The sequence below is a fragment of the Mycobacterium bulgaricum genome, from assembly GCF_041287165.2.
GTDB classification, from domain to species: Bacteria; Actinomycetota; Actinomycetes; order Mycobacteriales; family Mycobacteriaceae; genus Mycobacterium; species Mycobacterium bulgaricum.
This window is the reverse complement of sequence record NZ_JBGGKV020000002.1, coordinates 808,388-834,374: the sequence shown is the minus strand read 5'-3', so window position 1 is coordinate 834,374 and position 25,987 is coordinate 808,388. Positions and strand designations below refer to the sequence as shown.

Genomic DNA, 25,987 nt, shown 5'->3' with positions numbered 1-25,987 from the left:
TCATTCTCCGTTCAGGGTGCGGAGTAGGTACTCGTAGACGAGTGCGGACCGGAAGGCGATCTGCGGGTTGTCCGACGCCCCCGCGTGACCACCCTCGATGTTCTCGTAGTAACTGACCGAATGGCCGGCCTCCTCGAGTGCGGCCGTCATCTTCCGAGCGTGGCCTGGGTGCACCCGGTCATCGCGGGTCGACGTGGTGATGAGCACCGGTGGGTAACGCCGATCGGTCGAAATATTCTGGTAGGGAGAGTATTTCGAAATGAACTCCCAATCCGAGGGGTTGTCGGGATCGCCGTACTCCGCCACCCACGACGCGCCGGCCAAAAGGAGATGGAAACGCTTCATGTCGAGCAGTGGCACGCTGCACACCAGCCCGCCGAACAACTCGGGGTACTTGGTCAGCATGACCCCCATCAGCAGCCCGCCGTTGCTCCCGCCCTGAGCGCCGAGTTGATCGACAGTCGTGATCCCGCGGTCGACCAAATCCTTTGCCACCGCCGCGAAGTCCTCGCCGACGAGGTGCCGGCCCTCCCGCATCGCCTGGGTGTGCCACGCCGGCCCGTACTCTCCACCGCCGCGAATGTTTGCCAGCACGTAGGTGCCGCCACGAGACAGCCACAGCCGTCCGAGGACACCGTCATAGCCCGGCGTGCGCGCCACCTCGAAACCGCCATAGCCGCCGAGGAGCGTCGGCCCGGGAGTCGCCCGGTGGCGGTGACCCACCACGAAGTAGGGGATGGCGGTGCCGTCGTCGGAGGTGGCGAAGAATTGGGACACCTCCAGGTCGGATGCGTCGAAAAACGACGGCGCCCTTTTGATCTCGCTGAGACCGCCGCCGGCTATCCCGTACAGCAGCCGGGACGGGGTGAGGAAACCGGACGAATCGAGGAAGATCTCGTCACCGAGCGGGTCCGTTCCGACGATGACGGTGTTCGTGTTCTCCGGCAGTCCCGGCACCGGCTCGCAGGTCCAGGTGCCCGGCGTGTAGACCGCGACACGGCTCGCTACATCGGCCAGCGTGACCACGACGAGGCGGTCACGGGTCCACGCATAGTGGTGCAGGCAGGTGTGCGTATCGGGAGTGAACACAGTGTGCAATTCGGCTGTGCCGCCGAGGAACTGCTCGTATTCGGCGGCGATCAGGGAACCGGCCGGGTAGGTCTGGGTGCCGTATGTCCAGTCGGTGCGCAGCTCGACCAGCAGCCACTCCCGGTGGATCGATATGCTTGCGTCGGTCGGAGTGTCGATACGGATGAGCTCGCCGTCCCGCAGTTCGTAGACCTGCTCGTTGAAGAAATCGAACGCGCGGCTGACCAGCGTGCGTTCGAACCCCCCGGTGTGATCGCGCGATCCTGCGACGACGACGTCGGATTCCGATCCGCTGAACACGATTTCGGCGTCGGCCAACGGCGTGCCGCGCCGCCACCGCTTGACCAGCCGCGGATAACCCGACTCGGTCAGCGACCCTTCCCCGAAATCGGTGCCGACCAGCAGTGTGTTCGCGTCCTCCCAGGAGACCTGCGACTTCGCCTCGGGCAGCTCGAACCCACCGTCGACGAAGGTCCTTGTCCGCATGTCGAATTCACGCACCACCGCGGCATCGGAGCCACCTCGTGACAGGCTGATCAGGGCCAGCGAATGGTCCGGTTCGATCACGTCGGCGCCCGCCCACACCCAGTTCTGGCCGTCGGTTCGCGCCAGCTCATCGATGTCGAGGATGACGTCCCACGTCGGTTTCTCGGTGCGATAGCTCTCCAACGTCGTCCGCCGCCACAACCCCTTCTGATTGGCCGCGTCGCGCCAGAAGTTGTACAGGTACTCGCCGCGCCTGCGCACATACGGGATCCGTGCGTCGGTGTCGAGTACCTCCAGCGCCTCGGCCCGCATCTGCTCGAAACGCTCGCCGCCGAGCTCGGCCACCGTCGGATCGTTGTGCGCACGCACCCAGGCGAGCGCGTCGTCGCCGGTGATGTCCTCGAGCCAGAGGAACGGATCGTCCGTCTGCGGGGGGTTCGTCACGCCCCCATTCTGCGCACCCGGGGTCGGCGGTGCTCGAATCGGTCGCGTCAGCGGGTGTGCTGGGTACTATCGCCCCAGGTGAGCATGGGGGCTGCGGTGGATCACGTACGGAAGTGGTGGCGACAGCCCGACCGCTACGACTGGCTGGCGGGCTATCTCGCATCGCGCCGGTTGCTGCGCATCTCGTGTGCGGCGTTGGCCGCGATCATGGCGGTGCTCGCCGTCGCGGTGGCGTTGACCGCGATCAGTCCGTCGGGCCCGCACGGGGCCCCGCGGGTGGTGGTGCTGGCGATCGCGGCGGGATTCCTCGTCATCGCCGCGGCATACGCCCGACGGTGGCCGACCCGACGGCAGTCGGCGGTGTACTCCGTATCCGGCTGCGTGGCACTCGCGGTCGTCGCCCTCACCCAGACCGACCCGCACGCCGGGCTGCTGACCTGCTGGGCCTTCGTCGGGCTGGCGGCCTACGTCGCCTCGGCACACAGCCCCCGCCTGCTCGCCGCCACCGTCGGCATCGCGCTCGGCACCGCCGGCGCGAGCGCGGCCCGGATGGCGCTGGCCGGCGACGCTCCGTTGGCGATCGCCACGCTGCTGCTGTCCATCGGCGGGCTGCTGACAGTGCCCTTCGGCGGCCAGATCCTGACGCGGCTGCTGTGGAACGACGCCGTGTCGACCGACTCGCTGACCGGGCTGACCAACCGGCGCGGCTTCCGTCGCGCGGCGCACGCCCTGATCGCCGATGCCGCCATGGGCGGCTCGGGGAGCTTCAGCGTGGTGATGATCGACCTCGACCGATTCAAGCGCCTCAACGACACGCTGGGGCATGTGGTCGGGGACCGGGTCCTCGTCGACGTGGCCGAGAGGCTGCGCGCTGCGTGCGGGCCGGGTGTCATCGTGGCGCGCGTGGGCGGCGAGGAGTTCGCCGTCGCGCAGGCCTGCCCGCCGCGCGAGATGGACATGCTGGCGCGGCGGCTGTGTACGGCCATCGCGGCGAATCCGTGGCGGGCCACCGCGAGTCTCGGGGTGGCCGGGGTCGCGGTGCAGGACCCGGCCCGGGACACGCGCACGGTGATCGAGCGCGTCATCGCCGCGGCCGACATGGCGATGTATGAGGCAAAACGGGCCGGCGGCAACCAGATCCGGCAGTCGTCTGCCGCCGCGTGAGGCCTCAGCTGAGGTGGTGGACCTCCTGCAGCCCATAGACCGGCGTGGCCATGCCCTCGTAGCGCGCCTTGAGCTGTAGCGCCAGATACAGGGAGTAGTGCCGGGACTGGTGCAGGTTGCCGCCGTGGAACCACAGGTTGGGCTGCCGGGTGGGTTTCCACATGTTGCGCTGCTCGCCTTCCCACGGCCCGGGGTCTTTCGGGGTGTCGCTGCCCAGACCCCATACCTTGCCCACCTTGTCGGCGACGTCCTGGCCGATCAGGTCGGCGGCCCAGCCGTTCATCGAGCCGTAGCCCGTCGCGTACACGACGACGTCGGCGGGAAGTTCCGTGCCGTCGGCGAGGACCACCGAGTTCTCGGTCAGGCGGTCGACCTGTCCGTGGGCCAGCTTGATCCGTCCGTCGGCGACCATGTCGCACGCGCCGACGTCGATGTAGTACCCGGACCCGCGCCGCAGGTACTTCATGAAGAGCCCGGATCCGTCAGCGCCCCAGTCCAATTCGAACCCCGCGGCCTCCAGTCGGTCGTAGAAATCCTTGTCGCGCTGGCGCATCTGGTCGTACAGCGGGATCTGGAACTCGTGCATGATCCGGTACGGCAGCGACGCGAACGTCAGGTCCGCCTTCTCCGTGGTCATCCCCGACGCCAGGGCCCGCTCGGAGTACAGATCGCCCAGCCCGATGTCCATCAGGGTGTCGGACTTGACGATGTGCGTCGAGGAGCGCTGCACCATGGTCACGTCGACGCCGTTCTCGTACAGCGCCTTGCAGATGTCGTGGGCGGAGTTGTTCGAACCGATCACGACGGCCCGCTTGCCGACGTAGTTGTCGGGGCCGGGGTGCGCACTGGAGTGGTGCTGGTCGCCGCGGAAGACGTCCTGGCCGGGCAGCGTCGGGACGTTCGGCTTCCCTGACATGCCGGTGGCCAGCACCAGCTGTGTCGGGTGCAGCGTCAGGCGTTCGCCGTCGCGGTTCACCTCCACGGTCCAGGTCTGCGACTCGTCGTCGAACGTGGCGGACAGGCACGTCGTCTTCGACCAGTACGGCACCTCCATCACGCGGGTGTAGAACTCCAGCCAGTCGCCGATCTTGTCCTTGGGCGCGAACACCGGCCAGTTCTGCGGGAACGGCAGGTAGGGGAGGTGGTCGTACCAGACGGGGTCGTGCAGACACAGCGACTTGTACCGCTTGCGCCACTGGTCACCGGGGCGCTCGTGCTTGTCGACGACGATCGCGGGCACGCCGAGCTGACGCAGCCGGGCGCCGAGCGCGATGCCGCCCTGACCGCCGCCGATGACGAGCGCGTACGGCTGGGTGGAGCGACCCAATTCGGCATCCTCGGCCGCCTTCTTCTCGGCCCACGACCGCGGGTCGGGGTCGTCGCCGTGCACGGCGCCGAGCACGCGGCTGGCGCCCTTGCGCTCTTCGTGGCCTTTGAGTTCCTGCAGCGCGGTCAGCAGTGTCCAAGCTTGGGCCCCCTTCAGCCGGAGATGGCCGGTGCCGCGCCCCGACCCGGTCTCGAACTCGATGAACGCCGAGGTGACGTCACCGTCGGCGGTGGCGGGCTCACGGGTCCGGAAGCCCGACGGGTCCGTCTCGATCAAGCGGGCGGCCAACATGTCAGAGATCTGGTCGCGGCCTTCGAGGGTCTTGATGTTCCAGGTGAACGACACGAGGTCGCGCCAGAAGCTGTCGACGGCGAACATGCCGGCGACCCGCTCGATGTCGCGGACGGCCAGAGCCGCCTCGAAGTCGGCGAGCCAGGCGTCGACGCGCTGCTGCGGCGTGACGTCGTGGGTGGTCTGAGGGTCGAGAGTGGAGGTCATGTGAGCCAGACCACACCTCGTGGTCAAGGTCTGACAAGAGTTGCGAACCGTTGCACGAACCGCGCCCTGCGGATCTCGTTGCGCACGGCCGTAGCGATCTCCGCGCCCACCGCGGCGCGTCGTCGCGGCCTGCGCAGCGCCCGTCCGGTGGCGACGGCGAGGCGTCGCGGGGTGAGCAGACTCTTCGGCGGGGCCTCGTGGTTGAGGACGCGCATCAGCGTGCGGCGGGCCTGCGGGTCAGCGCTGATATCGCGCAGGACTTCGGTGATCACCGGGGTCGACGGTCCCGGCGCTCCGAGGTCGGTGGCGAACCAGTGCATCGCATAGGCGTCCCGATCGCGCCAGGCCCACCAGCGCTGGGTCGCGGCATCGACGGCCGGTTCGTCGGCGAGGTCTGCGGGCAGCATCACGGCGAGCTTCTCGGCTTGGCACAACGCATCCGCGATGCCCTGCCCCGGCGTGAAGTCCTTGAAGTGACCGGCGTCGCCGACCAGCACCCAGCCGGGCCCGGCAGGCTGCCGGAAGTAGCCGTGCCACCTGGCCATGACGCGCAGAGGACCCGTCCGTTTGGCGCCGGACAGAAGGTCCGCAAGTTCCGGCCAGCCGGCGATGCCGCTCTCGAACGCCTCCTCGCGATCGGCGGTACGGCCGCCGCTCAGGGCGATGCACACCATGTACAGACCGCTGTCGGTGGGGCTTGCGAGATAGCCGTTCTCGCCGATCCGTGCGATCCGGATGCGCCCCTCACGGTCCTCGACGCCCTCGAAATAGCCCCAGACCGGCAGCCGCCCCATCGGGGTGGTCGAATATTCCTGCGCGTCAACCGCTTTCGCGACCCGAGACTGGCGTCCGTCGGCTCCCACCACCAGGCGCGCGTGGACCGGTCCGTGATCGGTCTCCACGCCTGTCACGCGGCCGCCGGCGCGGATCAGGCCGGTGACCTTGACCCCGGTACGCACGTCCGCGCCTGCTGCCACCGCGGCGTCGACCAGCGCCGAATCCAGCGTCACCCGCCTCACACAGAGTCCGGGGCGCGGGAAGAGCGCGCGATCGAAGTCGTCCTCGATGCGGACGTCGTCGTTGACCATCGTGAAGCTCTCGATGGTCGCGGCCCCGGCAGCAAGGACCGCGTCGAGCGCGCCGATGCGTTCCAGCGAGGAGGCTCCGCGCGGCTGGATGATGTGTGTCGACGGCGTCTCCGAGGGAAACTGCGCCTTGTCCAGCACGCACACCGAGTGCCCCCGCTGCGCCAACAGCGTCGCCAGTGGTGACCCGGCGCATCGCGCGCCGACGATGGCCACGTCGAAGACCGGCATAAAGCAGTGTGACCCCACCGCTGCAACCCTTTGCAACTCTTTCGCGGTGTGTCGGCGATCACATAGACATGCCGCTATGAAAGCAGCTGTGTACTACGGACCGAACAAGGTCGAAGTCGACGACGTCGCCGAGCCGGACCCGCGACCGGGGACCGTCAAGCTCAAGGTCGGCTTCAACGGCATCTGCGGGACAGATCTGCACGAGTTCTACGCAGGCCCGATCTTCGTCCCGACCGCACCGCACCCGCTGACCGGTGCCCAGCTGCCGCTGACGATGGGCCACGAGTTCTCCGGCACCATCACCGCCGTCGGCGACGGCGTCACCGGATGGAGCGAGGGTGACCGCGTCGCCGTCGAACCCATCTACAAGTGCGACCACTGCGCCCCGTGCAGGGCGGGCAACTACAACGTCTGCCAGCAGATCGGCTTCCACGGACTGATGTCCGACGGCGGCATGGCCGAGTACACCGTGGTGCCGACGAGCATGCTGCACAAGCTGCCCGACACCGTCTCGCTGGAACTCGGCGCGCTCGTCGAACCGATGTCGGTCGCCTACCACGCCGCCACCCTGGGTGAGGTGACCCCCGGTGACACCGCGATGGTCTTCGGTGCGGGCCCGATCGGCATCGGACTGTGGTTTGCGTTGCGCGGCAAAGGACTCGGCCAGGACAGGGGGTCGGTCTTCGTCGTCGAACCGTCACCGACGCGGCGCGCCGCCATCGAAGCGCTCGGTGCCGAAACCCTGGACCCGGCCGGCGTCGACGTGCCCGCCTTCATCGCCGACCACACCGACGGCGAGGGCGCCGACGCGGTGTTCGACGCCGCCGGGGTGACGCCCGCCGTCACGACCGCGCTGGCCTGCGTCGGCTCGCGCAAGCCGATGATCAGTGTTGCCATCTACGAAAAGCCCTTGGAGACACCGCTTCTGAATCTGGTGATGAACGAGTCCAGGATCCAGGGCTCGCTCTGCTACACCGGCGCCGACTTCGAGGCCGTGATCGCGTTGATGGCGCAAGGGAAGTACGACACCAGCGGGTGGGTCACCCGGATCCCGATCGACGATGTGATCGACGAGGGGTTCGAGGCATTGCACGCCGGCAAGAAGATGAAGGTTCTCGTCGACCCGAACGGAGAAGGCGTATGACGCTGCAGGGCAAGGTCGCACTGGTCACCGGTGCGGCACGAGGAATCGGGCGGGGCATCGCGCTGCGGCTCGCGCGCGACGGCGCCGACGTCGCCCTCGTCGACGTCCGGCAGGACGGTCTCGATGACGTCGCGGGGGAGGTCGCCGAGATCGGCTCGAAATCGACGACCTTCGTCGCCGATGTGAGCGACCGCGACCAGGTGTTCGCCGCGGTCGAGCACGCCGCGTCCGCGTTGGGCGGACTCGACATCATGGTGAACAACGCGGGTATCGCGCTGGTCGGGCCGATCGAGGATGCGACGCCCGCACAGATCGAGAAGCTGTGGGCGATCAACGTCAACGGCGTGCTGTGGGGCATTCAGGCCGCCGTCGCGACGTTCAAGGCGAACGGCACCAAAGGCAAGATCATCAATGCCTCGTCCATCGCAGGCCACGACGGTTTCGCGATGCTGGGCCCCTACAGCGCTTCGAAGTTCGCCGTCCGCGCGCTGACGCAGGCTGCCGCCAAGGAGCACGCCGTCGACGGCATCACCGTCAACGCGTACTGCCCCGGAGTTGTCGGCACCGACATGTGGGTGGAGATCGACAGGCGGTTCGCCGAACTGACCGGTGCCGCCGTAGGCGAGACGTACGACAAGTTCGTCGGCGGCATCGCGCTCGGGCGGGCGGAGACACCCGATGACGTCGCCGGTTACGTCTCGTATCTGGCAGGCCCCGATGCCGACTACATGACCGGACAGTCCGGCCTGATCGACGGCGGCCTGGTCTACCGCTGAGAGAGGGAGCACTATGGGCAGTGATGCAGGTCTCACCGGTGCCTGAACCCGCCGTCGCCGTCGGGGAGGATCCGCGCAGCTACGCGCGGCTGATGTCGGCTGTCTATGACGCGACGATGGCGGGCCACCGTGCGCCGGCCAGGCCGCGGGAGGTCATCGGCGACTCCTGGCGGCGGATGATGGCCACCGGGATGGTTGACCGCGCCCCCGATGCCCCGCCCGTCGTGGAGGCGGGTGCGCTGGAGATGCTGCGGCGCTCCTCGGGGCTTCTGGACGTGCTCGACGAGATCTCGCACGGCCTGGAATCGCTGGTGGCCGAGGGCGAGAACATCCTTGTCGTGGCCGACGCGGCGGGCCGGGTGCTGTGGCGCTCCGGCTCACCCGCGGTGCTGACCAACGCCGATCGGCTCGGCTTCGTCGAAGGTGCCCACTGGGGTGAGGGGGCCGTCGGGACCAACGCCATCGGCACGGCGTTGGTGTCCCAGCGGGCGGTGCAGGTGTTCTCGGCGGAGCATTTCCTGCGCAGCCATCACCCGTGGACCTGCGCAGGTGCCCCGATCCGAGACCCCCGCACCGGTCAGGTCATCGGTGTCGTCGATGTGTCGGGTCCGGCGGCCACCGTGCACCCGACCACCATCGCGCTCGTCGACGCCGTCGCCCGCCTCGCCGAATCCCACCTGCGCCAGGAACACGACCGCACGCTCAACAGGCTGCGCGCCCTCGCAGCCCCGATCCTGGCACGGATGGGCAGCCCGGCGCTGGCCGTCGACACCGAGGGCTGGGTGGCCGCCGTCGACGCAATGCCGCTGCACAACCGGATCCTGCTGCCCGAGCAGATGGGGCCGGGACGGATATGGCTGACGACGTTGGGCATGTGTGCTGTCGAGCCATTGCCGGGAGGATGGCTGGTGCGCCTCGCGCCGGACGACGACGCCGGCCAGAGCGCGGCCTCACAGGTGACGCTGGATCTTCGCGACCCGGATCGGCCGTCGCTGGTGATGGCGGGGGAGTTCGGCAGCTGGCGGCACGACCTATCGCTGCGGCACGCGGAAATCCTCTGCGCCCTTGCTGTTTCGCCGCAGGGACGGTCGGCGCCCCAGCTGGCCGAGGACCTTTATGGCGACCGTTCACGAGTGGTGACGGTGCGCGCGGAGATGTCGCGGCTACGCAAGCAGTTCACCGGACTGCTCGCCGCGCAGCCCTACCGCTTCGCCGGCGCCATCGAGCTGTCTGTCTGCTATCCGGCCGACCGGCGACTGCTGCTGCCGCCGTCGACAGCACCCGCGATCCGCGCCGCAAGGGAGAATGGCTGACATGGATGCACCCAACCGCGCACTGGTGACCGAAGACGCCGCCGAGCTGTTGCGCACACTGCAGCAACGGCACGGCACGCTGATGTTCCACCAGTCCGGCGGCTGCTGCGACGGGTCGTCCCCGATGTGTTACCCGGACGGCGATTTCATCGTGGGCGACCGCGACGTGTTGCTCGCCGTGCTCGACGTCGGCGACGGCGTGCCGGTGTGGATCTCCGGTCCGCAGTTCGACACGTGGAAGCACACCCAGTTGGTGATCGATGTGGTGCCCGGCCGCGGTGGCGGCTTCAGCCTGGAATCGCCGGAGGGCAAGCGATTCCTGTCGCGCGGCCGGGCGTTCACCGATGACGAGAACGTGGCGCTCGACGCGGCGCCGCCGGTGACCGGCGCGGCGTACGAGCGCGGCGAACGGCCCGCGGCGAACGGCACACACGTCGTCGCCGACGCCGTCGACGCCTGCGCGATCCCTCAGCGCTAGATCCGCGCGCCAAGAACCCGAGGGACACAACACGATCACGATCACGGTGTCGGTCGCGTGCGAAGACGCCGTGCTGACCGGCTGTTCGGCGATTCCGCGGGCGCGGCTCGTGATCGAGCTGTTACGTCGGATGCGTGAAAACGCGGCGAGCCGTACGAAATTCGGCCGCCGGCGGCGTTATCGTCAGTGTCGTGATCCCGTTGCCACGAGCATCGGTCCTCGCCGGAGTGATGATCATCGGAGTCGCTCTGGGCATGATGGCCGCGCTCATCGCCGCCGTCGAAATCACTGCGACGATTCGACCCGACGTCGTGATCGGCGTTGTGATCGGTGTGCCCAGTGTGATCGGAATGCTGATGATCCTGTTCTCCGGCAAGCGGTGGGTGACCGCCGTCGGTGCCATGATCCTCGCCATCGGACCGGGCTGGTTCGGTGCGCTCACCGCGATCCAGGTGGCCTCCGGTGTCTGAGCAAACTCAGTCGTTCACACCGGAATTCACCGGTGGCTTCGCCGCGCAGACCATGATCGACGACCCCGCCTACGCCAGCCAGTTGCCGCCGCAACCGCCCGCGCAGCCGATCGTCGTCCCCGGCATCCCGCAGTTCGTGGGACGCTGGCGCTTTCTGCTCGTGGTCGTCGGCATGTGGCTGGCGGGCGCCGCCGCAGGGGCAGGCTTCTACTACTGGTGGTTTCAGTCCCCAGACAAGGCGATGCCGGTTTTCGCGGTTCTGGTTTTCGTGGTCGCCTGCATCGTCGGCAGCTTGCTGACCGCCATGGTTCAGGAGCGGCCCAATATCGCAGCCATGTCGTTGGCGCTGATGTCGGGGCCGCTTGCAGCGGCCATCGGAGCGGGCGCGCTGTATGCGAGCGTCGCGTTCGGTTGGCTCGTCATCTGACGGCATCCACCCTGTGAGGTGACTGGACGCCCGTCAATTCATGTGTTCATATACACACATGAAAAGGCGAGTCGGTGCAGCGTGTGGGCTGACGGTCGCCCTGCTCGCGGGATGTTCCTCAGGGCCCGGCAACGGTGAATCGTCCGACACGATCGTGCTGGCCGAGGGTTACGAACTCGGCGGCTACAACCCGGTCAACGGCTACAGCGAGACGGGAGTGTCGCCGTTCTACGACGGGTTGTACCGGCCCAGCGCCGAGGACGACGCCGCGGTCCCCGCGCTCGCACCGGCCCTCGCGGACGGTGAACCCCGACCGGCCGGCCCCAATCGGTGGCGCATACCGTTGCGCGCGGGCGTCGTGTTCTCCGATGGCAGCACATTCGACTCCGCCGACGTCGTCGCCACCTACGCCGCGGTGCGCAACCCCGAAGTGGCCTCCGAGATCTCGACGTCGGTGGCTCCGATCCTGACGCTCGCCGCCGACGGACCCGACGCCGTCACCGTCGAGCTCAACACCGCCGCAGACCCGAAACCCTATCTGCTGCTTGGCATCCTGCCGTCGGAGAAGATCGAGGCCAAACCGGCGGCCGACTGGGCGGTGAACACCACACCCGTCGGCACGGGTCCGTACCGACTCGACAGCCTGCGCCCGGATCAAGCCATCCTGGTCGCCCGCGACGACTACTGGGGCACGCCGGCCCAGGTCAAGCGCCTCGTCTACACCTACGCTCCCGATGACAACGCCAGAGCGCAGAGCATGGTCGCGGGCTCGGCCGATGGCACCAATCTTCCTCCGCGGCTGATGGATTCGATCACCAGCGGCGAAGTGCGCACGGTCGCAGCAGAATCCGCGGACTGGCGCGGGATCGCGCTGCCCGCCGGGAACCCGTTCACCGCCGACGTCGAGGCGCGGCTGGCGATGAACGTCGGCGTCGACCGCGACGCGATGGTGCGCGACGTCCTCCTCGGGTACGGGCGCCCCGCGAGCACCCCGGTGGCACAGGCCTACGGCGACGCTTACAACGCCGACGCCCAATACACGTTCGACCTCGACCGGGCACAGTCGCTACTCGACGAGGCAGGCTGGCGCGCCGGTGGCGACAAGATTCGTGAAAAAGACGGTGTGCGAGCTTCTTTCGAGCTGCTGTACAACGCGCAGGACACCCTGCGGCGTGACCTCGCCGTTGCCTACGCGGCGGCGATGAAGCCACTCGGTGTCGAGGTCCGCCCACGGGGCACCAGCTGGGACGAGATCGACGCCCGCTTCGGCGATTCCGCCGTGGTGCTCGGCGGTGGGTCCACGCCCTACAGCATCGACTCGCAGGTGTACGACACGCTGCACACCCGGGTCCCGGACTCGTCGCCGTACTCCAACCCCGGTAACTTCACCGCACCCGGACTCGACGACATGCTGGAGCAGGCGAGCCGGTCGGCGTCCGGCCCGGTGAAGGACGAGCTCTACCGCACCATCCAGTCCACATATGCAGCCGAACCGTCGCACGTGTTCCTGGTGTTCCTCGACCACACCTACGGCTACCGCGACCTCGGTTGGCAGCAGAGCGCCCCGATCATGGAACCCCATTCACACGGGGTCTCGTGGGGGCCGTGGTGGAACCTGCAGGCATGGAAGCGCTAGGCACGCTGACCCCGGCGACGGTGGTCGACCACGCTCCCGCAGCCCGGCCCGCGCGTCCGCTGCGCGCCGCCACCCGCCTGCTCGCCATCCGGGCGGCCGTCGCCGTCCCACTGACCGCGGCGATCTCGGCGGCCATCTTCGCCGTTGCATCGTTGTCGCCGTTCGACCCGCTGGCCGCCTACCTGGGCGGCAACTACCAGTTCGCCACCGAGTCGCAGCGCGATGCGATGCGCGAGGCCTACAACACCGACCAGCCCTGGTACCGAGCCTGGTGGGAGTGGGCCGGCGGGCTCATTCGTGGTGATCTCGGGTGGTCCTCGACTCAGTCGCAACCCGTCACCACCGTTCTGGCCGAACGGCTTCCGTTCACCCTCGCGCTGTCCGGCGCCGCACTGCTGACAGCCACGGTGCTGGCGATCGCACTGGGGTGCCTGGCAGGGATGCGCCGCGGCGGGCTGCTCGACAGGGTGTGCACCGGCTTCTCGGTGACGTTCGCCGCGGTCCCGCCGTTCGTCGTGTCACTGGCACTGGTGGTCGTGGTGGCGGTCGGGCTGCGTTGGCTGCCCGCGTCGGGCGCTGCAGCGCCGGGCGCCGACTACACCGTGGAAGGCGTTTTGCGACATGGTGTTCTGCCGTGGATCGCGCTGACGGTTTCGATGGTGCCGTGGTTGCTGCTGACCACCCGCGCCGCGGTCGTGGCCGGTATCGACTCCGACGCGGTGCGCGGCGCCAGGTCTCGTGGCGTCCACGGGTGGGCGCTGCTGCGCGGCCACGTCGCACCCGTGTCGGTGTTGCCCACCCTCGCGCTGCTGGGCACCCGGCTTCCGGAGTTGATTGCCGGGGCGGCGATCGTCGAGACGGTCTTCGGCTGGCCCGGGATGGCGGCGGTTCTGGTCGATTCTGCTGCAGCACTGGACTTTCCGTTGCTGGCCGCCCTGACCGTCGCCGCGGCGGCCGCGGTGCTGGCCGGTTCGGCACTCTCGGATGCGGCGGCAGTGGCCATCGACCCGCGCATCAGGATCACCGCATGAGACGCGATGCTGCGTGGATCGTGCTCGCGACCGTCGTTCTCGCCGCCCTGGCCATTCCGCTGCTCGCCGGTGAACAGATCGCCGACTTCTCCGCTGCGCTGCGTCCGCCGAGCATGGAACATGTCGCAGGGACCGATCATTCGGGATACGACCTGCTGGTGCGCACCGCCGAGGGACTGCGGGTGTCACTGCTGATCGCCGTCGTCTGCGCGCTGGTCGCGACCGTGCTCGGCCTCACGATCGGGGTGGCCGCGGCTCTGGTCGGTGGATGGCTCGACGCGGTGGTGATGCGGCTCGTCGACGGCTTCAACGCGCTGCCCCACCTCGTGCTGGGAATCGTGATCGCCGCGATGTGGCGCGGTGCGCCGCTGGCGATCATCGCGTCCATCGCATTGACCCACTGGCCTGCCGTCGCGCGCGTCGTGCGTGCCGAACTTCTCGCGGTCGCCGACGCGGGCTGGGTCGAGACCGCACGGCTGGCCGGCGCTTCGCGGTGGTTCGTGGCCCGCAGCCACCTGGTGCCGGCCGTGACGGGTCAGGCCCTGGTCGCGATGGTGGTGCTGCTGCCGCACGCGGTCTGGCACGAGTCCACGCTGTCGTTCCTGGGCGTCGGCCTTTCCCCGGACCGCGCCAGCCTGGGCACGTTGCTCAGCGAAGCCCGCGGCGACATCCTGGCCGGCGCGTGGTGGACCCTCGCCGTACCCGCCGTTGCGCTCATCGCCACCGCGCTCGCGTTCGCCGCCGCAGGCGCCGCCCTCCGCGACCGCCGTCGTGCCCCCGCGGGGACCGTGTGGTGACCCGCCTGGCCGGGTTCACGGTCGATATCGACGTGCGGCGTGGCCGCCGCGCGACCGCTGTCCGAGTCCTCGACGACGTCAACCTGGACGTGCCCGCGGGCCGGGTCACGGCGCTGATCGGTGAATCGGGTTGTGGGAAGTCCCTTGTCGCGGCCGCTCTGAGCGGGCTCATGCCGCCCGGTTCGCACATCCGGGGCCGGGTGTTCGTCGGCGGAACCGAGCTGCGATCCGGCGACGAGCGGGCCTGGCGCGGGCTGCGCGGCCGCCACATCGGCGTCGTCCCGCAGTCGGCGGCGACGTCGTTCACCCCCGTGCGCACCGTCGGCTCTCAACTCGGCGAGATCTGCCGCCGACTGGGCGCCGACCGAACCCCGGAGCAGTTGTTGACGGCCGTCGCGCTGCCGGCGGACGCGACGCGGCGCTATCCGCACGAACTGTCGGGCGGCATGGCGCAGCGCGTCGCCATCGCCGCCGCGCTGGCAGGACGGCCCGGACTGTTGCTCGCCGACGAGCCGACCTCGGCGCTGGACCCGGACAACGCCTCGCTGATCTGGCGACTGCTCGGAGATGCTGCCGCCGACGGCGCGGCGGTGCTGGTGATCACGCACGACATGCCGTCGCTGCTGCGTGCCGATGTGTGCGACGACGTCGCGGTCATGGCGCGCGGAACCGTCACGACGCAGGTGCCGCTCGCCGACGCGATCGAAAGGGCCCGTGCGGATCGCGACCCCTATCTGCGGGCGCTGCTCGGGACGGTGCCGGCATGACAGGCCTGCAGGCCACCGGCATCACCGTCACCTTCGGCGGCCGAGCCGTGCTCGACGGTGTCCACCTCGCCGCCCCTGCCGGGGTCGTCACCGGCGTGACCGGCGCATCGGGCAGCGGCAAGACCACGCTGCTGCGCGTCCTGGCCGGGCTGCAGATCCCGGACGCCGGTCAGGTCACCTACAGCGGCCGGCCGGTCGCGCCGACGGGTTCGATCGCGTTGTTGGCGCAGCATCCGCGGCTGGTCTGCAACCCGCGCTGGACGCTGGGCCGGATCATCGCCGAACCCGCGGCGATCCGCCGCGAACGGGTCGACGTCGACGACATCGCGGTGCGGGTCGGGCTGGAGCCCGAGTTGCTGGACCGCTACCCGGGACAGGTCAGCGACGGCCAGTTGCAGCGGGCCTGCCTGGGCCGGGTCCTGACCCAGCGGGCCGAGGTGCTGCTCTGCGACGAGCCGACCGCCATGCTCGATCCGATCGCGACGGAGGCCGTGACGACGATGCTGCGGGGGATCGCAGCCGACGGTGCCGCAGTCGTGCTCGTCAGCCACGACCCTACCCTGATCGAGGCTCTGACCGCAGAAGCGCTCGCCTTGCCGCGCCCACTAGGGTAGGTAGGCGTGACCCACTATGACGTCGTCGTTCTCGGAGCCGGCCCCGGCGGATACGTCGCGGCCATTCGCGCCGCCCAGCTCGGGCTGAGCACCGCCATCGTTGAACCCAAGTACTGGGGCGGCGTCTGCCTCAACGTCGGGTGCATCCCGTCGAAAGCATTGCTGCGCAACGCCGAACTCGCCCACGTGTTCACCAAAGAGGCGAAGACGTTCGGCATCAGCGGGGAGGCGAGCTTCGACTACGGCGCCGCCTTCGATCGCAGCCGCAAGGTCGCCGACGGTCGCGTGGCCGGTGTGCACTTCCTGATGAAGAAGAACAAGATCACCGAGATCCAGGGCTACGGCAAGTTCACGGGCGCCAACAGCCTCGAGGTCGATCTCAACGACGGCGGCACCGAGAAGGTCGAATTCGACAACGTCATCATCGCCACCGGCGCGCACACCAAGCTGGTGCCCGGCACGAAGTTGAGCAAGAACGTCATCACCTACGAAGAGCAGATCATGGACCGCGATCTGCCCTCCTCGATCATCATCGCCGGAGCCGGCGCCATCGGCATGGAGTTCGCCTACGTGCTGAAGAACTACGGCGTCGACGTGACGATCGTCGAGTTCCTGCCGCGCGCACTGCCCAACGAGGACGCCGACGTCTCCAAGGAGATCGAGAAGCAGTACAAGAAGCTCGGCGTCAAGATCATGACGGGCACCAAGGTCGAGAAGATCGAAGACGACGGATCGACGGTCACCGTCACGGTGACCAAGAACGACAAGACCGAAGAGCTCAAGGCCGACCGGGTCATGCAGGCCATCGGATTCGTGCCCAACGTCGACGGCTACGACCTCAAGAAGACCGGCGTCGAGCTGACCGACCGCGGCGGCATCGCCATCGACGACTACATGCGCACCAACGTCAAAGGCATCTACGCGATCGGCGACGTCACCGGCAAGCTGCAGCTCGCCCACGTCGCCGAGGCGATGGGTGTCGTCGCCGCCGAGACCATCGCGGGTGCCGACACGCTGGCGCTCGGCGACTACCGGATGATGCCGCGCGCCACGTTCTGTCAGCCGCAGGTCGCGAGCTTCGGGCTCACCGAACAGCAGGCCAAGGACGAGGGCTACGACGTGGTCGTCTCCAAGTTCCCGTTCACCGCGAACGGCAAGGCCCACGGCCTCGGTGACCCCACCGGCTTCGTGAAGCTGATCGCCGACAAGAAGCACCTCGAGCTCCTCGGCGGACATCTCATCGGGCCCGACGTCGCCGAACTGCTGCCCGAGTTGACCCTGGCGCAGAAGTGGGACCTGACCGCCAACGAACTCGCGCGCAACGTCCACACCCACCCGACCCTGTCGGAGGCCATGCAGGAGTGCTTCCACGGCCTGGTCGGCCACATGATCAATTTCTAGTTGAGATCGATCTGGGTCGCCGGCGTCGGCGGGTTGGTGGTCGGCCACATCCTGTGGCTGGCCGCGATCTCGTTTGCCATCGCGTCGACGAGCGTGTCCACCTGGGTCCTTGTGGTGGCCGGGGTGTCCTTCGCCGTCGGGGCGGCCGCCGCGCTGGCGGGCCGGCACAAGTGGCGGCAGAAGACACCGGAATCGGAGACCTGGGCCGCATTCCTGTGGGGGTTGCCGATCACCCCGGTGCTGTTGTCGGTGATCGTGCTCGGGGTGACCTACCTGTAGGACAGAATGGCCAGGTGGGGGATCGCGCCGTCAGGACTTTGCTAACGCAGTGGTGGAATCAGCGTGACGACTACCAGTGGCGGATCGACTTCCTACGCACCCGCGGACTTCTCGGAATCCTGCGCTGGTTGATCGCGGGCATCGGCGCGACGATGGGCGTGCTGGCCGTGCTCAACGTGTTCCTGACCCCGGGCGTCAGCGACACCATCAACCGCATCGGGTGGGCGGTGGTCGGCATCGGCTCCCTGGCCTGGGCAGCTCGATGGGCGTTGCTGCCCTGGCCGTCGGCTCGGGCCTCGGCAGTCATGGTCATCTACGTCGACATCCTGATGACCCTGTCGGCGCTGATGTTCGGCGACCCCAATCTGGCGATGTCAGGGATCTCCATCCTGCTGTGTGCGGGCGGTTATGTGGTGTTCTTCCACGGACCGCGCCTGCACGTCGTCCACATCGCCTGGTGTGTCGTCTCGGTGGTCTGCATCGCGGTGTGGCTGGCCTCCTCGATGCCGGAGCACGGGCTGCAGGTGGCGGTGTCGCGCACCGTGATCGCGTTGCTGGTGACGGTGTGCATCCTGCCGGCACTGCAGTTCGGATTCTGGCTCCTGCAGGGCAGTTCGCAACAGGCCCTGACCGACCCGCTGACCGAACTGACGAACAGGCGCGGCCTCGCCGTCTCGGTGAAACGCCTGGCTCACACCGCGCCCGAGGACGCGAAACTGTGCGCGTTGCTGATCGACGTGGACGGCTTCAAAAAGGTCAACGACACACTCGGGCACGCGGTCGGCGACGACGTGTTGATCCGCACGGCGCAGCGGATCAAGGACAGCGTGCCGCGCGATGCCGTGGTCGTGCGGTGGGGCGGCGACGAGTTCCTGGTGGTGGATCGCGTTCGCGACGGGCACGCCGAGGCTGTCGCCGAGAAGATTCGCGCCGCCGTCGCGGCCCCGGCCCAGCCGCCGATCGCGGTGAGCATCGGCGTGGCGACCTGCGCCCGTCCCGACGCCGATCTCATCGACGTGATCGGCGCGGCCGACACGGCGATGTACGAGGCCAAGGCGTCCGGCGGCAACCGTGTCGTCGCTATCCGAGCTGCGGCGTAAGCGTCAGATTTATTGCTGCGCTCGGTCTTTCGCGTCGTCGCGCAGATAGGGCGCCAGGAACGCGAGCACGTCGTCGGCTTTGGCGAAGCCGCCGAGATGGCTCTCGTCGGGCATCAGCAGGAGATCGACGTCGGGCAGGTGCTCGGCGGCCGCCTGCGCGTCGGCCAGTCCGATGATCGAGTCGGCGTCGCCGTGCCACCACCGCACCGGCACCTTGACGTCGGCGAGGCGGAATCCCCAGTCGACGCCGAACAGCCGGGCGTCGTCGAGCAGGGCTTGGAAGCGACCGTCGGCGACCTGGACGATGTCGTCGATGAACATCGCCTCGATCTCCGGGTTGGCGAAGACGCGCTTGTCGCCGTCGGGCATCGCCGCCGCCAGACCCGAGTACGCGAGGTGGGCGAGCGGAATGACCGGGGTCAACAAGCCCGCGGTCACAGCCGCGAACGGCCGGCGCAGCGCCGACGTCACCGCAGACAGCCTGCGGGACAACTTGATCGCGCCGCTGCACGTCGCATCGGGGCCGACCGACGGGGTGACGCCCCCCAGCACGGCAACGGCGGCGACCCGGTCTTTGAGCGCGGGCATCCCGGCGCACGCCAGCGCGTACGGCCCGCCGCCGGACAGCCCGACGACGCCGATCTTGTCGGCCCCGAGCAGGTCCGCGACGTGCGCCATGTCGGTCGCCCAGTCGCCGATCTGCTCGTAGCGGTGCGCATCGCTGAGGCCCGCGCCGGCGCGCTCGACGAGAACCACCCGTAGGCCCAGCGTCTCAGCCGCGCGCCGCCCCACGATCGGGAGCTGCCTGCGACCGCCCGGGGTGCCGTGGAACCAGAGCACGACAGGACCCGTCGGATCCCCGAACTCGGCGTAACCCAGCCGGCGGCCGTCAGGCAGGAAGAACGTGCCCTCGGCGCGCGGCGGCTCGCAGCGGGGGACGCCCGGCGGGTGGCGCCATGGGTTGGAAAACATGGACGAATGGTAGCGGCCGGGTTTACACCTGCGGCCGCCTGTGTCACGCCGGTGTCAGTCGGGAAAGTCGAGCGGTACCTGCAACGTCGATATCGTGGCTGCGAGGCCATCGTATTGCGCTGCAAGCAAACAGAATTCGATCAACTGCGGCTTGGTGAAGTGCCCGGTGAGCTGCTGCCACGTCTCGGGTGAGACGCCGCGCGTGACGACGAACTCGTCCGTCGCGGTGATCAGGACGCGCTCCCGGTCGGTGAGCCCCTCGGCATCGGGGCCGGCGAAGATCCTGGCCTGGGTCTCCTTGTCCAGGCCCCGCGATCGCGCGAGCCTGCGATGCTGCTGTAATTCGTACTCGCATCCGCGCAGGTGCCCGACGCGCAGGATCACCACCTCGGCGTCATGGCGGGAAAGCTTGCCCGCATACAGCAGATAGGCCGACAGCGGCAGCCACACCAGGAACAGCGACCTGTGCCTGCCGAGCACGTTCATCAGGCTGAAGCGCGGTCGGCGGATGCCCTTGGCGCCGACCTTCGCGATCACCCAGTTGAGCGGGCCGAGGTCCTTGAAGCCGCCCGGCGGTATGCGTGCCGGCGTTGTCATGGCTGCCTCACGAGATACGGCGAGACGGTTGAGCGGTGCTCGTCGACGTCGAGTGCTCGGCCAAGCGCGGGGAAGGCGCGCTGCGGGCAGTTGTCCCGCTCGCACACCCGGCAGCCGGCGCCGATCGGCGTCGCTGGCACGTTGGGGTCACCGGTCACCAGGCCTTCCGAATAGACCAGCCGCTGCGCGTGTCGCAGTTCGCAGCCGAGGCCGATCGCGAACGTCTTACCGGGCTGACCATAGCGCGCCGCACGTCGTTCCACGGTCCGCGCCACCCACATGTAATGACGGCCGTCGGGCATCTCGGCGATCTGCACGAGGATCTTGCCGGGATTGGCGAACGTTTCGTAGACGTTCCACAGCGGGCAGGTGCCGCCGCTGGACGAGAAGTGAAAACCGGTGGCGGACTGGCGTTTCGACATGTTCCCGGCCCGGTCGACCCGGACGAACGAGAACGGGACGCCGCGCATCGACGGCCGCTGCAGCGTGGAGAGCCGGTGGCAGATGGTCTCGTAGCTGACCGAGTAGTACGCGGACAGCCGCTCGATGTCGTAGCGGAACTGCTCTGCCACCGCGTGGAACTGCCCGTAGGGCAGCACCGTCGCCGCCGCAAAGTAGTTGGCCAGTCCCATCCGCGCCAGTTTCTTGGACTCGTCGCTGGTGAAATGCCCGTCGTCGACCAGCTTGTCGATGAGGTCGCCGCACTCCAGGTACGCCAGCTCGGAGGCCATCCGGAACACCCGCTGGCCCGAGGACATGTGCGCCCCGATCTCCAGGCGCTTCGTCGCGGGGTCGTAGCGGTGCAGCACGCCCTCTCCGAGATCGGCCTGGCGAATGACGGTGACGCCGTGGACGAATCGCAGCCGGTCGGTCAGGTCGCCGGCGAGTTCGCCGCGGTGGACCCGCATGTCGGCGGTGAGTTCTTCGGCGGCGGTGTCGAGATCGTGCAGATAGTTCTGCCGTTGATAGAAGTAGTCGCGAACTTCCTCGTGCGGCATCGAGATCGATCCTGAGCCGCTACCGCCGGAAGTGCCGACGTGGAACCGGTCTTCGGTCGCGGCGGCGAGTTGGGTGGTGGTGAGCTGATAGCGGCGGTGCAGGTTGACCATCGCGCGCGCCAGCGCGGGATGGGTACCGACGATGTCGGCGACCTCCGCGGGATCGACGTCGACGTCGACGTCGCGGTCCATGATGACCTCGCGCAGCTCGGCGATCAGGCGCGTGTCGTCCTGCGAAGCGAAGAACGTCGCATCCACCCCGAACACTTCGGTGATGCGCAGCAGAACCGCCACCGTCAGGGGTCTGACGTCGTGCTCGATCTGGTTCAGATAACTGGGGGAGATCTCCAGCACCTGCGCAAGCGCGGCCTGGCTGAAGCCGCGCTCGTTGCGGAGCTGACGCACCCGTGCTCCGACGAAGGTCTTGGCCACGGGCACCAGCCTAGACAGTCTTGTGAAGTGTTGCGAAGCGCGCGATTAGCAGGATTGGCAGGGGTGGCGCTGTGGCAGGATCGGAGTCCGTGAGCACCAGGGACGTGTCCGGAGAGTCTGGCACCGGACTGTCGAAGACCATGATGCCCGTGCCGGAAGGGCATCCGGATGTCTTCGACATCCAGTGGCCGCTGCGCGTCGCGGACGTCGACCGCGAGGGCAGGCTCAAGTTCGACGCCGCCACCCGGCACATCCAGGACATCGGCACCGATCAGCTGCGGGAGATGGGCTACGAAGAGACGCATCCGCTGTGGATCGTGCGGCGCACCATGATCGACATGATCGAGCCCATCGTGTTCAAGGACATTCTGCGGCTGCGCCGCTGGTGCTCGGGCACCTCGAACCGGTGGTGCGAGATGCGGGTGCGCATCGACGGTCGTAAAGGCGGCTTGGTCGAATCCGAGGCGTTCTGGATCAACATCAACAGGGAGACGCAGGGGCCCGCGCGGATCTCCGACGACTTCATCGAAGGTCTGCGGCGCACCACCAGTGAGAGCCGGCTGCGGTGGAAGGCGTACCTGAAGGCCGGTCCACGTGAAGATGCTGAGGACATCCGGCAGTACCCGGTGCGTGTCAGCGACATCGACATCTTCGACCACATGAACAACTCCGTGTACTGGAGTGTGGTGGAGGACTACCTCTTCTCGAAGCCCGAGCTGATGCGGGCACCGCTGCGCGTGACGATCGAGCACGATCTGCCGGTGGCGCTCGGGGACAAGCTGGAGATCATCCGGCACGTCTACCCGGCCGGGTCCACCGACAAGTTCGGCGAAGAACTCAGCGACCGGTCTGTTACAACGCTCACATATGTGGTCGGCGAGGACGTCAAAGCCGTCGCTTCCCTCTTCGCGCTCTGAAGCGCGACTTCTCACAGTACGGGCGTACTGACCTGCGAAGATTCGCTACTCGGCAGTAGCTTCTGAACCGTTTCAGCAGCCCGCCATCTTCGCAACATTTGCAAATCCGCTCGGTTCCTTGGCGAAAATTGGCACGCGAAACAGGTGGACCTGCGGATATGGCGTGATGCATCCTCGAATTAGCAAGCCAGCGAACCAGCTGGCGCGTTAACAACACAGTGTGGCGGCAGTTCGAGAAGTGGGGCCGTCACCGCTTTGCACAGAACGAAGGAGCAGGCCGTCATGACCACGTCGACCGTTGGCACGCCGAAGTCCCCCGAGCAGATCCAGCACGACTGGGACAACAATCCCCGTTGGAAGAACGTCACCCGCACCTACACGCCCGAGGACGTCGTCAAGCTGCAAGGCCACGTCGTCGAGGAGCACACCCTGGCTCGCCGCGGCGCCGAGGTGCTGTGGGAGCAGCTCCACGACATGGACTTCGTCAACTCGCTCGGTGCCCTCACCGGCAACATGGCCGTCCAGCAGGTGCGCGCCGGGCTGAAGGCCATCTACCTGTCGGGTTGGCAGGTCGCCGGTGACGCGAACCTGTCCGGCCACACCTACCCCGATCAGAGCCTGTACCCGGCCAACTCGGTCCCGCAGGTGATCCGACGGATCAACAACGCGCTGCTGCGCGCCGACGAGATCGCCAAGGTCGAGGGCGACACCTCGGTCGAGAACTGGCTCGCCCCGATCGTCGCCGACGGTGAAGCCGGCTTCGGTGGCGCGCTGAACGTCTACGAACTGCAGAAGGCGATGATCGCCGCCGGCGTCGCCGGCTCGCATTGGGAAGACCAGCTCGCGTCGGAGAAGAAGTGCGGCCACCTCGGTGGCAAGGTGCTCATCCCGACCCAGCAGCACATCCGGACCCTGACCTCGGCCCGTCTCGCCGCCGACGTCGCCGGCGTGCCCACGGTCGTCATCGCCCGCACCGATGCCGAAGCAGCCACGCTGATCACCTCCGACGTGGACGAGCGTGACCAGCCGTTCATCACCGGTGACCGCACCGCCGAGGGCTTCTACCGCGTCAAGAACGGTCTCGAGCCCTGCATCGCCCGTGCCCGCGCCTACGCCCCGTACTCGGACCTGATCTGGATGGAGACCGGCACCCCGGATCTGGAGCTGGCCAAGAAGTTCGCCGAGGGCGTCAAGAGCGAGTTCCCGGACCAGATGCTGGCCTACAACTGCTCGCCGTCGTTCAACTGGAAGAAGCACCTCGACGACGAGACGATCGCGAAGTTCCAGAAGGAGCTCGGTGCGATGGGTTTCAAGTTCCAGTTCATCACCCTCGCCGGCTTCCACGCCCTCAACTACTCGATGTTCGACCTGGCCCACGGCTACGCCCGCAACCAGATGAGCGCGTACGTCGAGCTGCAGGAGCGCGAGTTCGCCGCCGAGGAGCGTGGCTACACCGCCACCAAGCACCAGCGCGAGGTCGGCGCCGGCTACTTCGACCGGATCGCCACCACCGTGGATCCCACCTCGTCGACCACCGCGCTCGCGGGCTCGACCGAAGAGGGTCAGTTCCACTAGGAGCCAGTGCACCGCGAGCGCGTGCGCGAGGAGCATGTTCCTGGCTTGACAGCGCAGACCCCGCCCACAAATCTTGGGCGGGGTCTGACGCATGTAAGAGGAGATATGTCGTGAGCATTGAACGAGTCGGCGTTGTCGGTGGCGGCCAGATGGGTGGCGGAATCGCGGAGGTGTGCGCGAAAGCCGGGGCCGATGTCCTGGTGTTCGAGCCGACCGACGAGCTGGCCGGCGCGAGCGAGAAGCGCGTCACCGCGTCGCTGGAGCGGGCCAAGTCGAAGGGCAAGCTCTCCGCCGACGACTTCGAGGTGACGGTCGCGCGGCTGAGGTTCACCACGAACATGGCCGACCTCGCCGACCGGCAGCTCGTGATCGAGGCGATCGTCGAGGACGAGGCCGTCAAGGCCAAGGTCTTCGCTCAGCTCGACGAGATCGTCACCGACCCCGAGGCCGTCCTCGCGTCGAACACGTCGAGCATCCCGATCATGAAAATTGCTGCGGCGACGAAGAATCCGAGCAGGGTGCTCGGTCTGCACTTCTTCAACCCGGTGCCGGTGCTGCCCCTGGTGGAACTGATCAACACCCTCGTCACCTCCGACGACGCCCTTGCGCGCGTCGAGCAGTTCGCGGGGGAGGTGCTCGGTAAGAAGGTCGTGCGGTGTGGCGACCGCTCGGGCTTCATCGTCAACGCACTGCTGGTGCCCTACCTGCTGTCGGCGATCCGGATGGCCGAGGCGGGGGTGGCCACCGTCGAGGACATCGACACCGCCGTCGTCGCCGGTCTCTCGCATCCGATGGGTCCGCTGCGGCTGTCCGACCTCATCGGGCTGGACACCATGAAGCTGATCGCCGACTCGATGTACGACGAGTACAAGGACCCGAATTTCGCGCCGCCGCCGTTATTGCAGCGCATGGTGGAAGCGGGCCAGCTGGGCAAGAAGTCGGGCAAGGGCTTCTACAGCTACTGACCCACTCGCGGCGTCGAGTGTGCGCTCGGGGCGGAAATCCGGACGAAGATTCGCCCTGGACGCACACTAGGCGCGCCGACGACGACACCGCGCCAGGCGCCAAGCCTCAAACCGCGGCCAGGCGCTTCTTCTCGGCCTCGACGTCGAAATCCGCCGGCGGCCACGACATGTTGAGCCCCTTGAGCGCCTCGATGAGCAGCTCCAGGATGGCCAGGCGGCTGTACCACTTCCGGTTGCACGGCACGATGTGCCACGGCGCGTAGTCGGTCGACGTGCGATCCAGCATGGCCTGGTACGCCTCCTGGTAGAGCGGCCACTTCATGCGCTCGTCGATGTCGGCGGGGTTGTACTTCCAGTATTTGTCGGGCCGCTCGAGCCGCTCGGCGAGCCGCTTCTTCTGCTCGTCGAGGGAGACGAACATCGCGACCTTCACCAACGTTGTTCCGCTGTCGACGAGTTCACGCTCGAAGGCGTTGATCTCGTCGTAGCGGGGCTCCCAGACCTCGGGCGGGACGAGATTGTGCACGCGCACGATCAGGACGTCCTCGTAGTGGGAACGGTCGAACACCCCGATGTGGCCGGCCTGCGGCAGTGCCTTGCGGATCCGCCACAGATAGTGGTGCGACAGCTCCTCGGCCGTCGGCTTGCCGAAGCTCTGGTACTCGATGCCTTGCGGATTGGCCGCTCCCGCAACGTGTTTGACGATTCCACCCTTGCCCGCGGTGTCCATGCCCTGCAGCACCAACAGAACCGATCGGGTGTCGCCGGCGCGGCTGTTGGCGTAGAGCATCTCCTGCAGCTCGGCGAAGCGCACGTTGCGTTCGGCCTGCAGGGTGGGCGCGTCGGACTTCGTGCCGCGGAAACCGGGCGTGGCTTCGGCATCGATGTCGGCGACCTTGTCACCGGGCCGGAACATCAGCTGGACATGGGGCTGATGTGTCCACAGCGACGGCAAGTCGTCAGGTTCGGTCATG

25 protein-coding genes are annotated in these 25,987 nt (G+C 67.9%); 18 read left to right on the top strand and 7 right to left on the bottom strand.

Annotated features, from left to right (window positions below; genetic code table 11):
• Complete coding sequence (locus tag ACAG24_RS10665; protein WP_370471864.1) at positions 1-2,019, bottom strand: prolyl oligopeptidase family serine peptidase; 2,019 nt, start codon at positions 2,017-2,019, stop codon at positions 1-3.
• 84 nt (positions 2,020-2,103) lie between these two features.
• On the opposite strand from ACAG24_RS10665, the gene ACAG24_RS10660 reads away from it, so the two are divergent.
• Entirely contained in the window at positions 2,104-3,183 is a 1,080-nt protein-coding gene (locus ACAG24_RS10660; RefSeq protein WP_370472613.1) for a GGDEF domain-containing protein, read from the top strand.
• 4 nt (positions 3,184-3,187) lie between these two features.
• Here ACAG24_RS10660 and ACAG24_RS10655 read toward each other — a convergent pair whose 3' ends face one another.
• Entirely contained in the window at positions 3,188-5,008 is a 1,821-nt protein-coding gene (locus ACAG24_RS10655; protein WP_370471865.1) for an NAD(P)-binding domain-containing protein, read from the bottom strand.
• Between the two features lie 23 nt (positions 5,009-5,031).
• Positions 5,032-6,324, bottom strand: a complete 1,293-nt coding sequence (locus ACAG24_RS10650) for an NAD(P)/FAD-dependent oxidoreductase (RefSeq protein ID WP_370471866.1) — start codon at positions 6,322-6,324, stop codon at positions 5,032-5,034.
• 76 nt (positions 6,325-6,400) lie between these two features.
• Between ACAG24_RS10650 and ACAG24_RS10645 the strand changes: the two genes are divergently transcribed.
• The 14 genes from ACAG24_RS10645 to ACAG24_RS10580 all read left to right on the top strand — a co-directional run bounded on the left by ACAG24_RS10645 (position 6,401) and on the right by ACAG24_RS10580 (position 18,557).
• Positions 6,401-7,468 carry a 2,3-butanediol dehydrogenase gene (locus ACAG24_RS10645; RefSeq protein ID WP_370471867.1) on the top strand — a complete coding sequence of 356 codons (1,068 nt, stop codon included), beginning with the start codon at positions 6,401-6,403 and terminating at the stop codon, positions 7,466-7,468.
• Positions 7,465-8,244 carry an acetoin reductase gene (locus tag ACAG24_RS10640; protein ID WP_370471868.1) on the top strand — a complete coding sequence of 260 codons (780 nt, stop codon included), beginning with the start codon at positions 7,465-7,467 and terminating at the stop codon, positions 8,242-8,244. Before ACAG24_RS10645 ends, ACAG24_RS10640 begins: the two co-directional genes overlap by 4 nt.
• Before the next feature lie 23 nt (positions 8,245-8,267).
• Positions 8,268-9,557, top strand: a complete 1,290-nt coding sequence (locus ACAG24_RS10635; RefSeq protein WP_370471869.1) for a GAF domain-containing protein — start codon at positions 8,268-8,270, stop codon at positions 9,555-9,557.
• Between the two features lies 1 nt (position 9,558).
• Positions 9,559-10,035, top strand: coding sequence for a DUF779 domain-containing protein (locus ACAG24_RS10630; protein ID WP_370471870.1), 477 nt, complete (start codon positions 9,559-9,561; stop codon positions 10,033-10,035).
• Between the two features lie 191 nt (positions 10,036-10,226).
• Complete coding sequence (locus ACAG24_RS10625) at positions 10,227-10,505, top strand: putative holin (RefSeq protein ID WP_370471871.1); 279 nt, start codon at positions 10,227-10,229, stop codon at positions 10,503-10,505.
• Positions 10,498-10,932, top strand: a complete 435-nt coding sequence (locus tag ACAG24_RS10620) for a hypothetical protein (RefSeq protein WP_370471872.1) — start codon at positions 10,498-10,500, stop codon at positions 10,930-10,932. The genes ACAG24_RS10625 and ACAG24_RS10620 overlap by 8 nt, the downstream gene beginning before the upstream one ends.
• A 58-nt stretch (positions 10,933-10,990) precedes the next feature.
• Positions 10,991-12,568, top strand: coding sequence for an ABC transporter substrate-binding protein (locus ACAG24_RS10615; protein ID WP_370471873.1), 1,578 nt, complete (start codon positions 10,991-10,993; stop codon positions 12,566-12,568).
• Positions 12,556-13,599, top strand: a complete 1,044-nt coding sequence (locus tag ACAG24_RS10610) for an ABC transporter permease (RefSeq protein WP_370471874.1) — start codon at positions 12,556-12,558, stop codon at positions 13,597-13,599. Before ACAG24_RS10615 ends, ACAG24_RS10610 begins: the two co-directional genes overlap by 13 nt.
• Positions 13,596-14,396, top strand: coding sequence for an ABC transporter permease (locus ACAG24_RS10605; RefSeq protein WP_370471875.1), 801 nt, complete (start codon positions 13,596-13,598; stop codon positions 14,394-14,396). The genes ACAG24_RS10610 and ACAG24_RS10605 overlap by 4 nt, the downstream gene beginning before the upstream one ends.
• Positions 14,390-15,163 carry an ATP-binding cassette domain-containing protein gene (locus tag ACAG24_RS10600; RefSeq protein WP_370471876.1) on the top strand — a complete coding sequence of 258 codons (774 nt, stop codon included), beginning with the start codon at positions 14,390-14,392 and terminating at the stop codon, positions 15,161-15,163. Before ACAG24_RS10605 ends, ACAG24_RS10600 begins: the two co-directional genes overlap by 7 nt.
• Complete coding sequence (locus ACAG24_RS10595; RefSeq protein ID WP_370471877.1) at positions 15,160-15,777, top strand: ABC transporter ATP-binding protein; 618 nt, start codon at positions 15,160-15,162, stop codon at positions 15,775-15,777. The genes ACAG24_RS10600 and ACAG24_RS10595 overlap by 4 nt, the downstream gene beginning before the upstream one ends.
• Positions 15,778-15,783: 6 nt before the next feature.
• Positions 15,784-17,178, top strand: coding sequence for a dihydrolipoyl dehydrogenase (gene lpdA, locus ACAG24_RS10590; protein WP_370471878.1), 1,395 nt, complete (start codon positions 15,784-15,786; stop codon positions 17,176-17,178).
• Entirely contained in the window at positions 17,179-17,457 is a 279-nt protein-coding gene (locus ACAG24_RS10585; RefSeq protein WP_370471879.1) for a hypothetical protein, read from the top strand.
• A gap of 14 nt (positions 17,458-17,471) precedes the next feature.
• Positions 17,472-18,557 (top strand): GGDEF domain-containing protein, encoded by a 1,086-nt coding sequence (locus ACAG24_RS10580; RefSeq protein ID WP_370471880.1) that lies wholly within the window; start codon positions 17,472-17,474, stop codon positions 18,555-18,557.
• A 9-nt stretch (positions 18,558-18,566) separates the two neighbouring features.
• Here ACAG24_RS10580 and ACAG24_RS10575 read toward each other — a convergent pair whose 3' ends face one another.
• From ACAG24_RS10575 to ramB, 3 genes are read right to left on the bottom strand one after another with little or no spacing between them, the layout of a single operon-like run.
• Entirely contained in the window at positions 18,567-19,529 is a 963-nt protein-coding gene (locus ACAG24_RS10575; RefSeq protein ID WP_370471881.1) for an alpha/beta fold hydrolase, read from the bottom strand.
• 54 nt (positions 19,530-19,583) lie between these two features.
• Positions 19,584-20,126: a carboxymuconolactone decarboxylase family protein gene (locus ACAG24_RS10570; protein WP_370471882.1), complete on the bottom strand. Its 543-nt coding sequence runs from the start codon at positions 20,124-20,126 to the stop codon at positions 19,584-19,586.
• Positions 20,123-21,556: an acetate metabolism transcriptional regulator RamB gene (ramB, locus tag ACAG24_RS10565; RefSeq protein WP_370471883.1), complete on the bottom strand. Its 1,434-nt coding sequence runs from the start codon at positions 21,554-21,556 to the stop codon at positions 20,123-20,125. Before ramB ends, ACAG24_RS10570 begins: the two co-directional genes overlap by 4 nt.
• A gap of 140 nt (positions 21,557-21,696) precedes the next feature.
• Here ramB and ACAG24_RS10560 point away from each other — a divergent pair, with 140 nt between their 5' ends.
• From ACAG24_RS10560 to ACAG24_RS10550, 3 genes are all read left to right on the top strand, one after another.
• A complete protein-coding gene (locus tag ACAG24_RS10560; RefSeq protein WP_370472614.1) occupies positions 21,697-22,473 on the top strand; it encodes an acyl-ACP thioesterase domain-containing protein in 777 nt (258 codons plus the stop codon).
• Positions 22,474-22,755: 282 nt separating this feature from the next.
• Positions 22,756-24,048: an isocitrate lyase gene (gene aceA, locus ACAG24_RS10555; protein ID WP_370471884.1), complete on the top strand. Its 1,293-nt coding sequence runs from the start codon at positions 22,756-22,758 to the stop codon at positions 24,046-24,048.
• A gap of 110 nt (positions 24,049-24,158) precedes the next feature.
• Positions 24,159-25,013: a 3-hydroxybutyryl-CoA dehydrogenase gene (locus tag ACAG24_RS10550; protein ID WP_370471885.1), complete on the top strand. Its 855-nt coding sequence runs from the start codon at positions 24,159-24,161 to the stop codon at positions 25,011-25,013.
• Positions 25,014-25,119: 106 nt separating this feature from the next.
• On the opposite strand, the gene ACAG24_RS10545 is transcribed toward ACAG24_RS10550, so the two are convergent.
• Entirely contained in the window at positions 25,120-25,986 is an 867-nt protein-coding gene (locus tag ACAG24_RS10545; protein ID WP_370471886.1) for a polyphosphate kinase 2 family protein, read from the bottom strand.
• Between the last annotated feature and the right edge of the window lies 1 nt (position 25,987).

What these genes read in the sequence shown, in the direction of transcription:
- ACAG24_RS10650 (WP_370471866.1), bottom strand. Translation starts at nt 6,324, where the DNA reads ATGCCGGTCTTCGACGTGGCCATCGTCGGCGCGCGATGCGCCGGGTCA.
- ACAG24_RS10615 (WP_370471873.1), top strand. Translation starts at nt 10,991, where the DNA reads ATGAAAAGGCGAGTCGGTGCAGCGTGTGGGCTGACGGTCGCCCTGCTC.
- ACAG24_RS10545 (WP_370471886.1), bottom strand. Translation starts at nt 25,986, where the DNA reads ATGACCGAACCTGACGACTTGCCGTCGCTGTGGACACATCAGCCCCAT.
- ACAG24_RS10640 (WP_370471868.1), top strand. Translation starts at nt 7,465, where the DNA reads ATGACGCTGCAGGGCAAGGTCGCACTGGTCACCGGTGCGGCACGAGGA.
- ACAG24_RS10575 (WP_370471881.1), bottom strand. Translation starts at nt 19,529, where the DNA reads ATGTTTTCCAACCCATGGCGCCACCCGCCGGGCGTCCCCCGCTGCGAG.
- ACAG24_RS10645 (WP_370471867.1), top strand. Translation starts at nt 6,401, where the DNA reads ATGAAAGCAGCTGTGTACTACGGACCGAACAAGGTCGAAGTCGACGAC.
- aceA (WP_370471884.1), top strand. Translation starts at nt 22,756, where the DNA reads ATGACCACGTCGACCGTTGGCACGCCGAAGTCCCCCGAGCAGATCCAG.
- ACAG24_RS10635 (WP_370471869.1), top strand. Translation starts at nt 8,268, where the DNA reads ATGCAGGTCTCACCGGTGCCTGAACCCGCCGTCGCCGTCGGGGAGGAT.
- ACAG24_RS10655 (WP_370471865.1), bottom strand. Translation starts at nt 5,008, where the DNA reads ATGACCTCCACTCTCGACCCTCAGACCACCCACGACGTCACGCCGCAG.
- ACAG24_RS10610 (WP_370471874.1), top strand. Translation starts at nt 12,556, where the DNA reads ATGGAAGCGCTAGGCACGCTGACCCCGGCGACGGTGGTCGACCACGCT.
- ACAG24_RS10595 (WP_370471877.1), top strand. Translation starts at nt 15,160, where the DNA reads ATGACAGGCCTGCAGGCCACCGGCATCACCGTCACCTTCGGCGGCCGA.
- ACAG24_RS10605 (WP_370471875.1), top strand. Translation starts at nt 13,596, where the DNA reads ATGAGACGCGATGCTGCGTGGATCGTGCTCGCGACCGTCGTTCTCGCC.
- ACAG24_RS10660 (WP_370472613.1), top strand. Translation starts at nt 2,104, where the DNA reads ATGGGGGCTGCGGTGGATCACGTACGGAAGTGGTGGCGACAGCCCGAC.
- ACAG24_RS10630 (WP_370471870.1), top strand. Translation starts at nt 9,559, where the DNA reads ATGGATGCACCCAACCGCGCACTGGTGACCGAAGACGCCGCCGAGCTG.
- ACAG24_RS10560 (WP_370472614.1), top strand. Translation starts at nt 21,697, where the DNA reads ATGATGCCCGTGCCGGAAGGGCATCCGGATGTCTTCGACATCCAGTGG.
- ACAG24_RS10570 (WP_370471882.1), bottom strand. Translation starts at nt 20,126, where the DNA reads ATGACAACGCCGGCACGCATACCGCCGGGCGGCTTCAAGGACCTCGGC.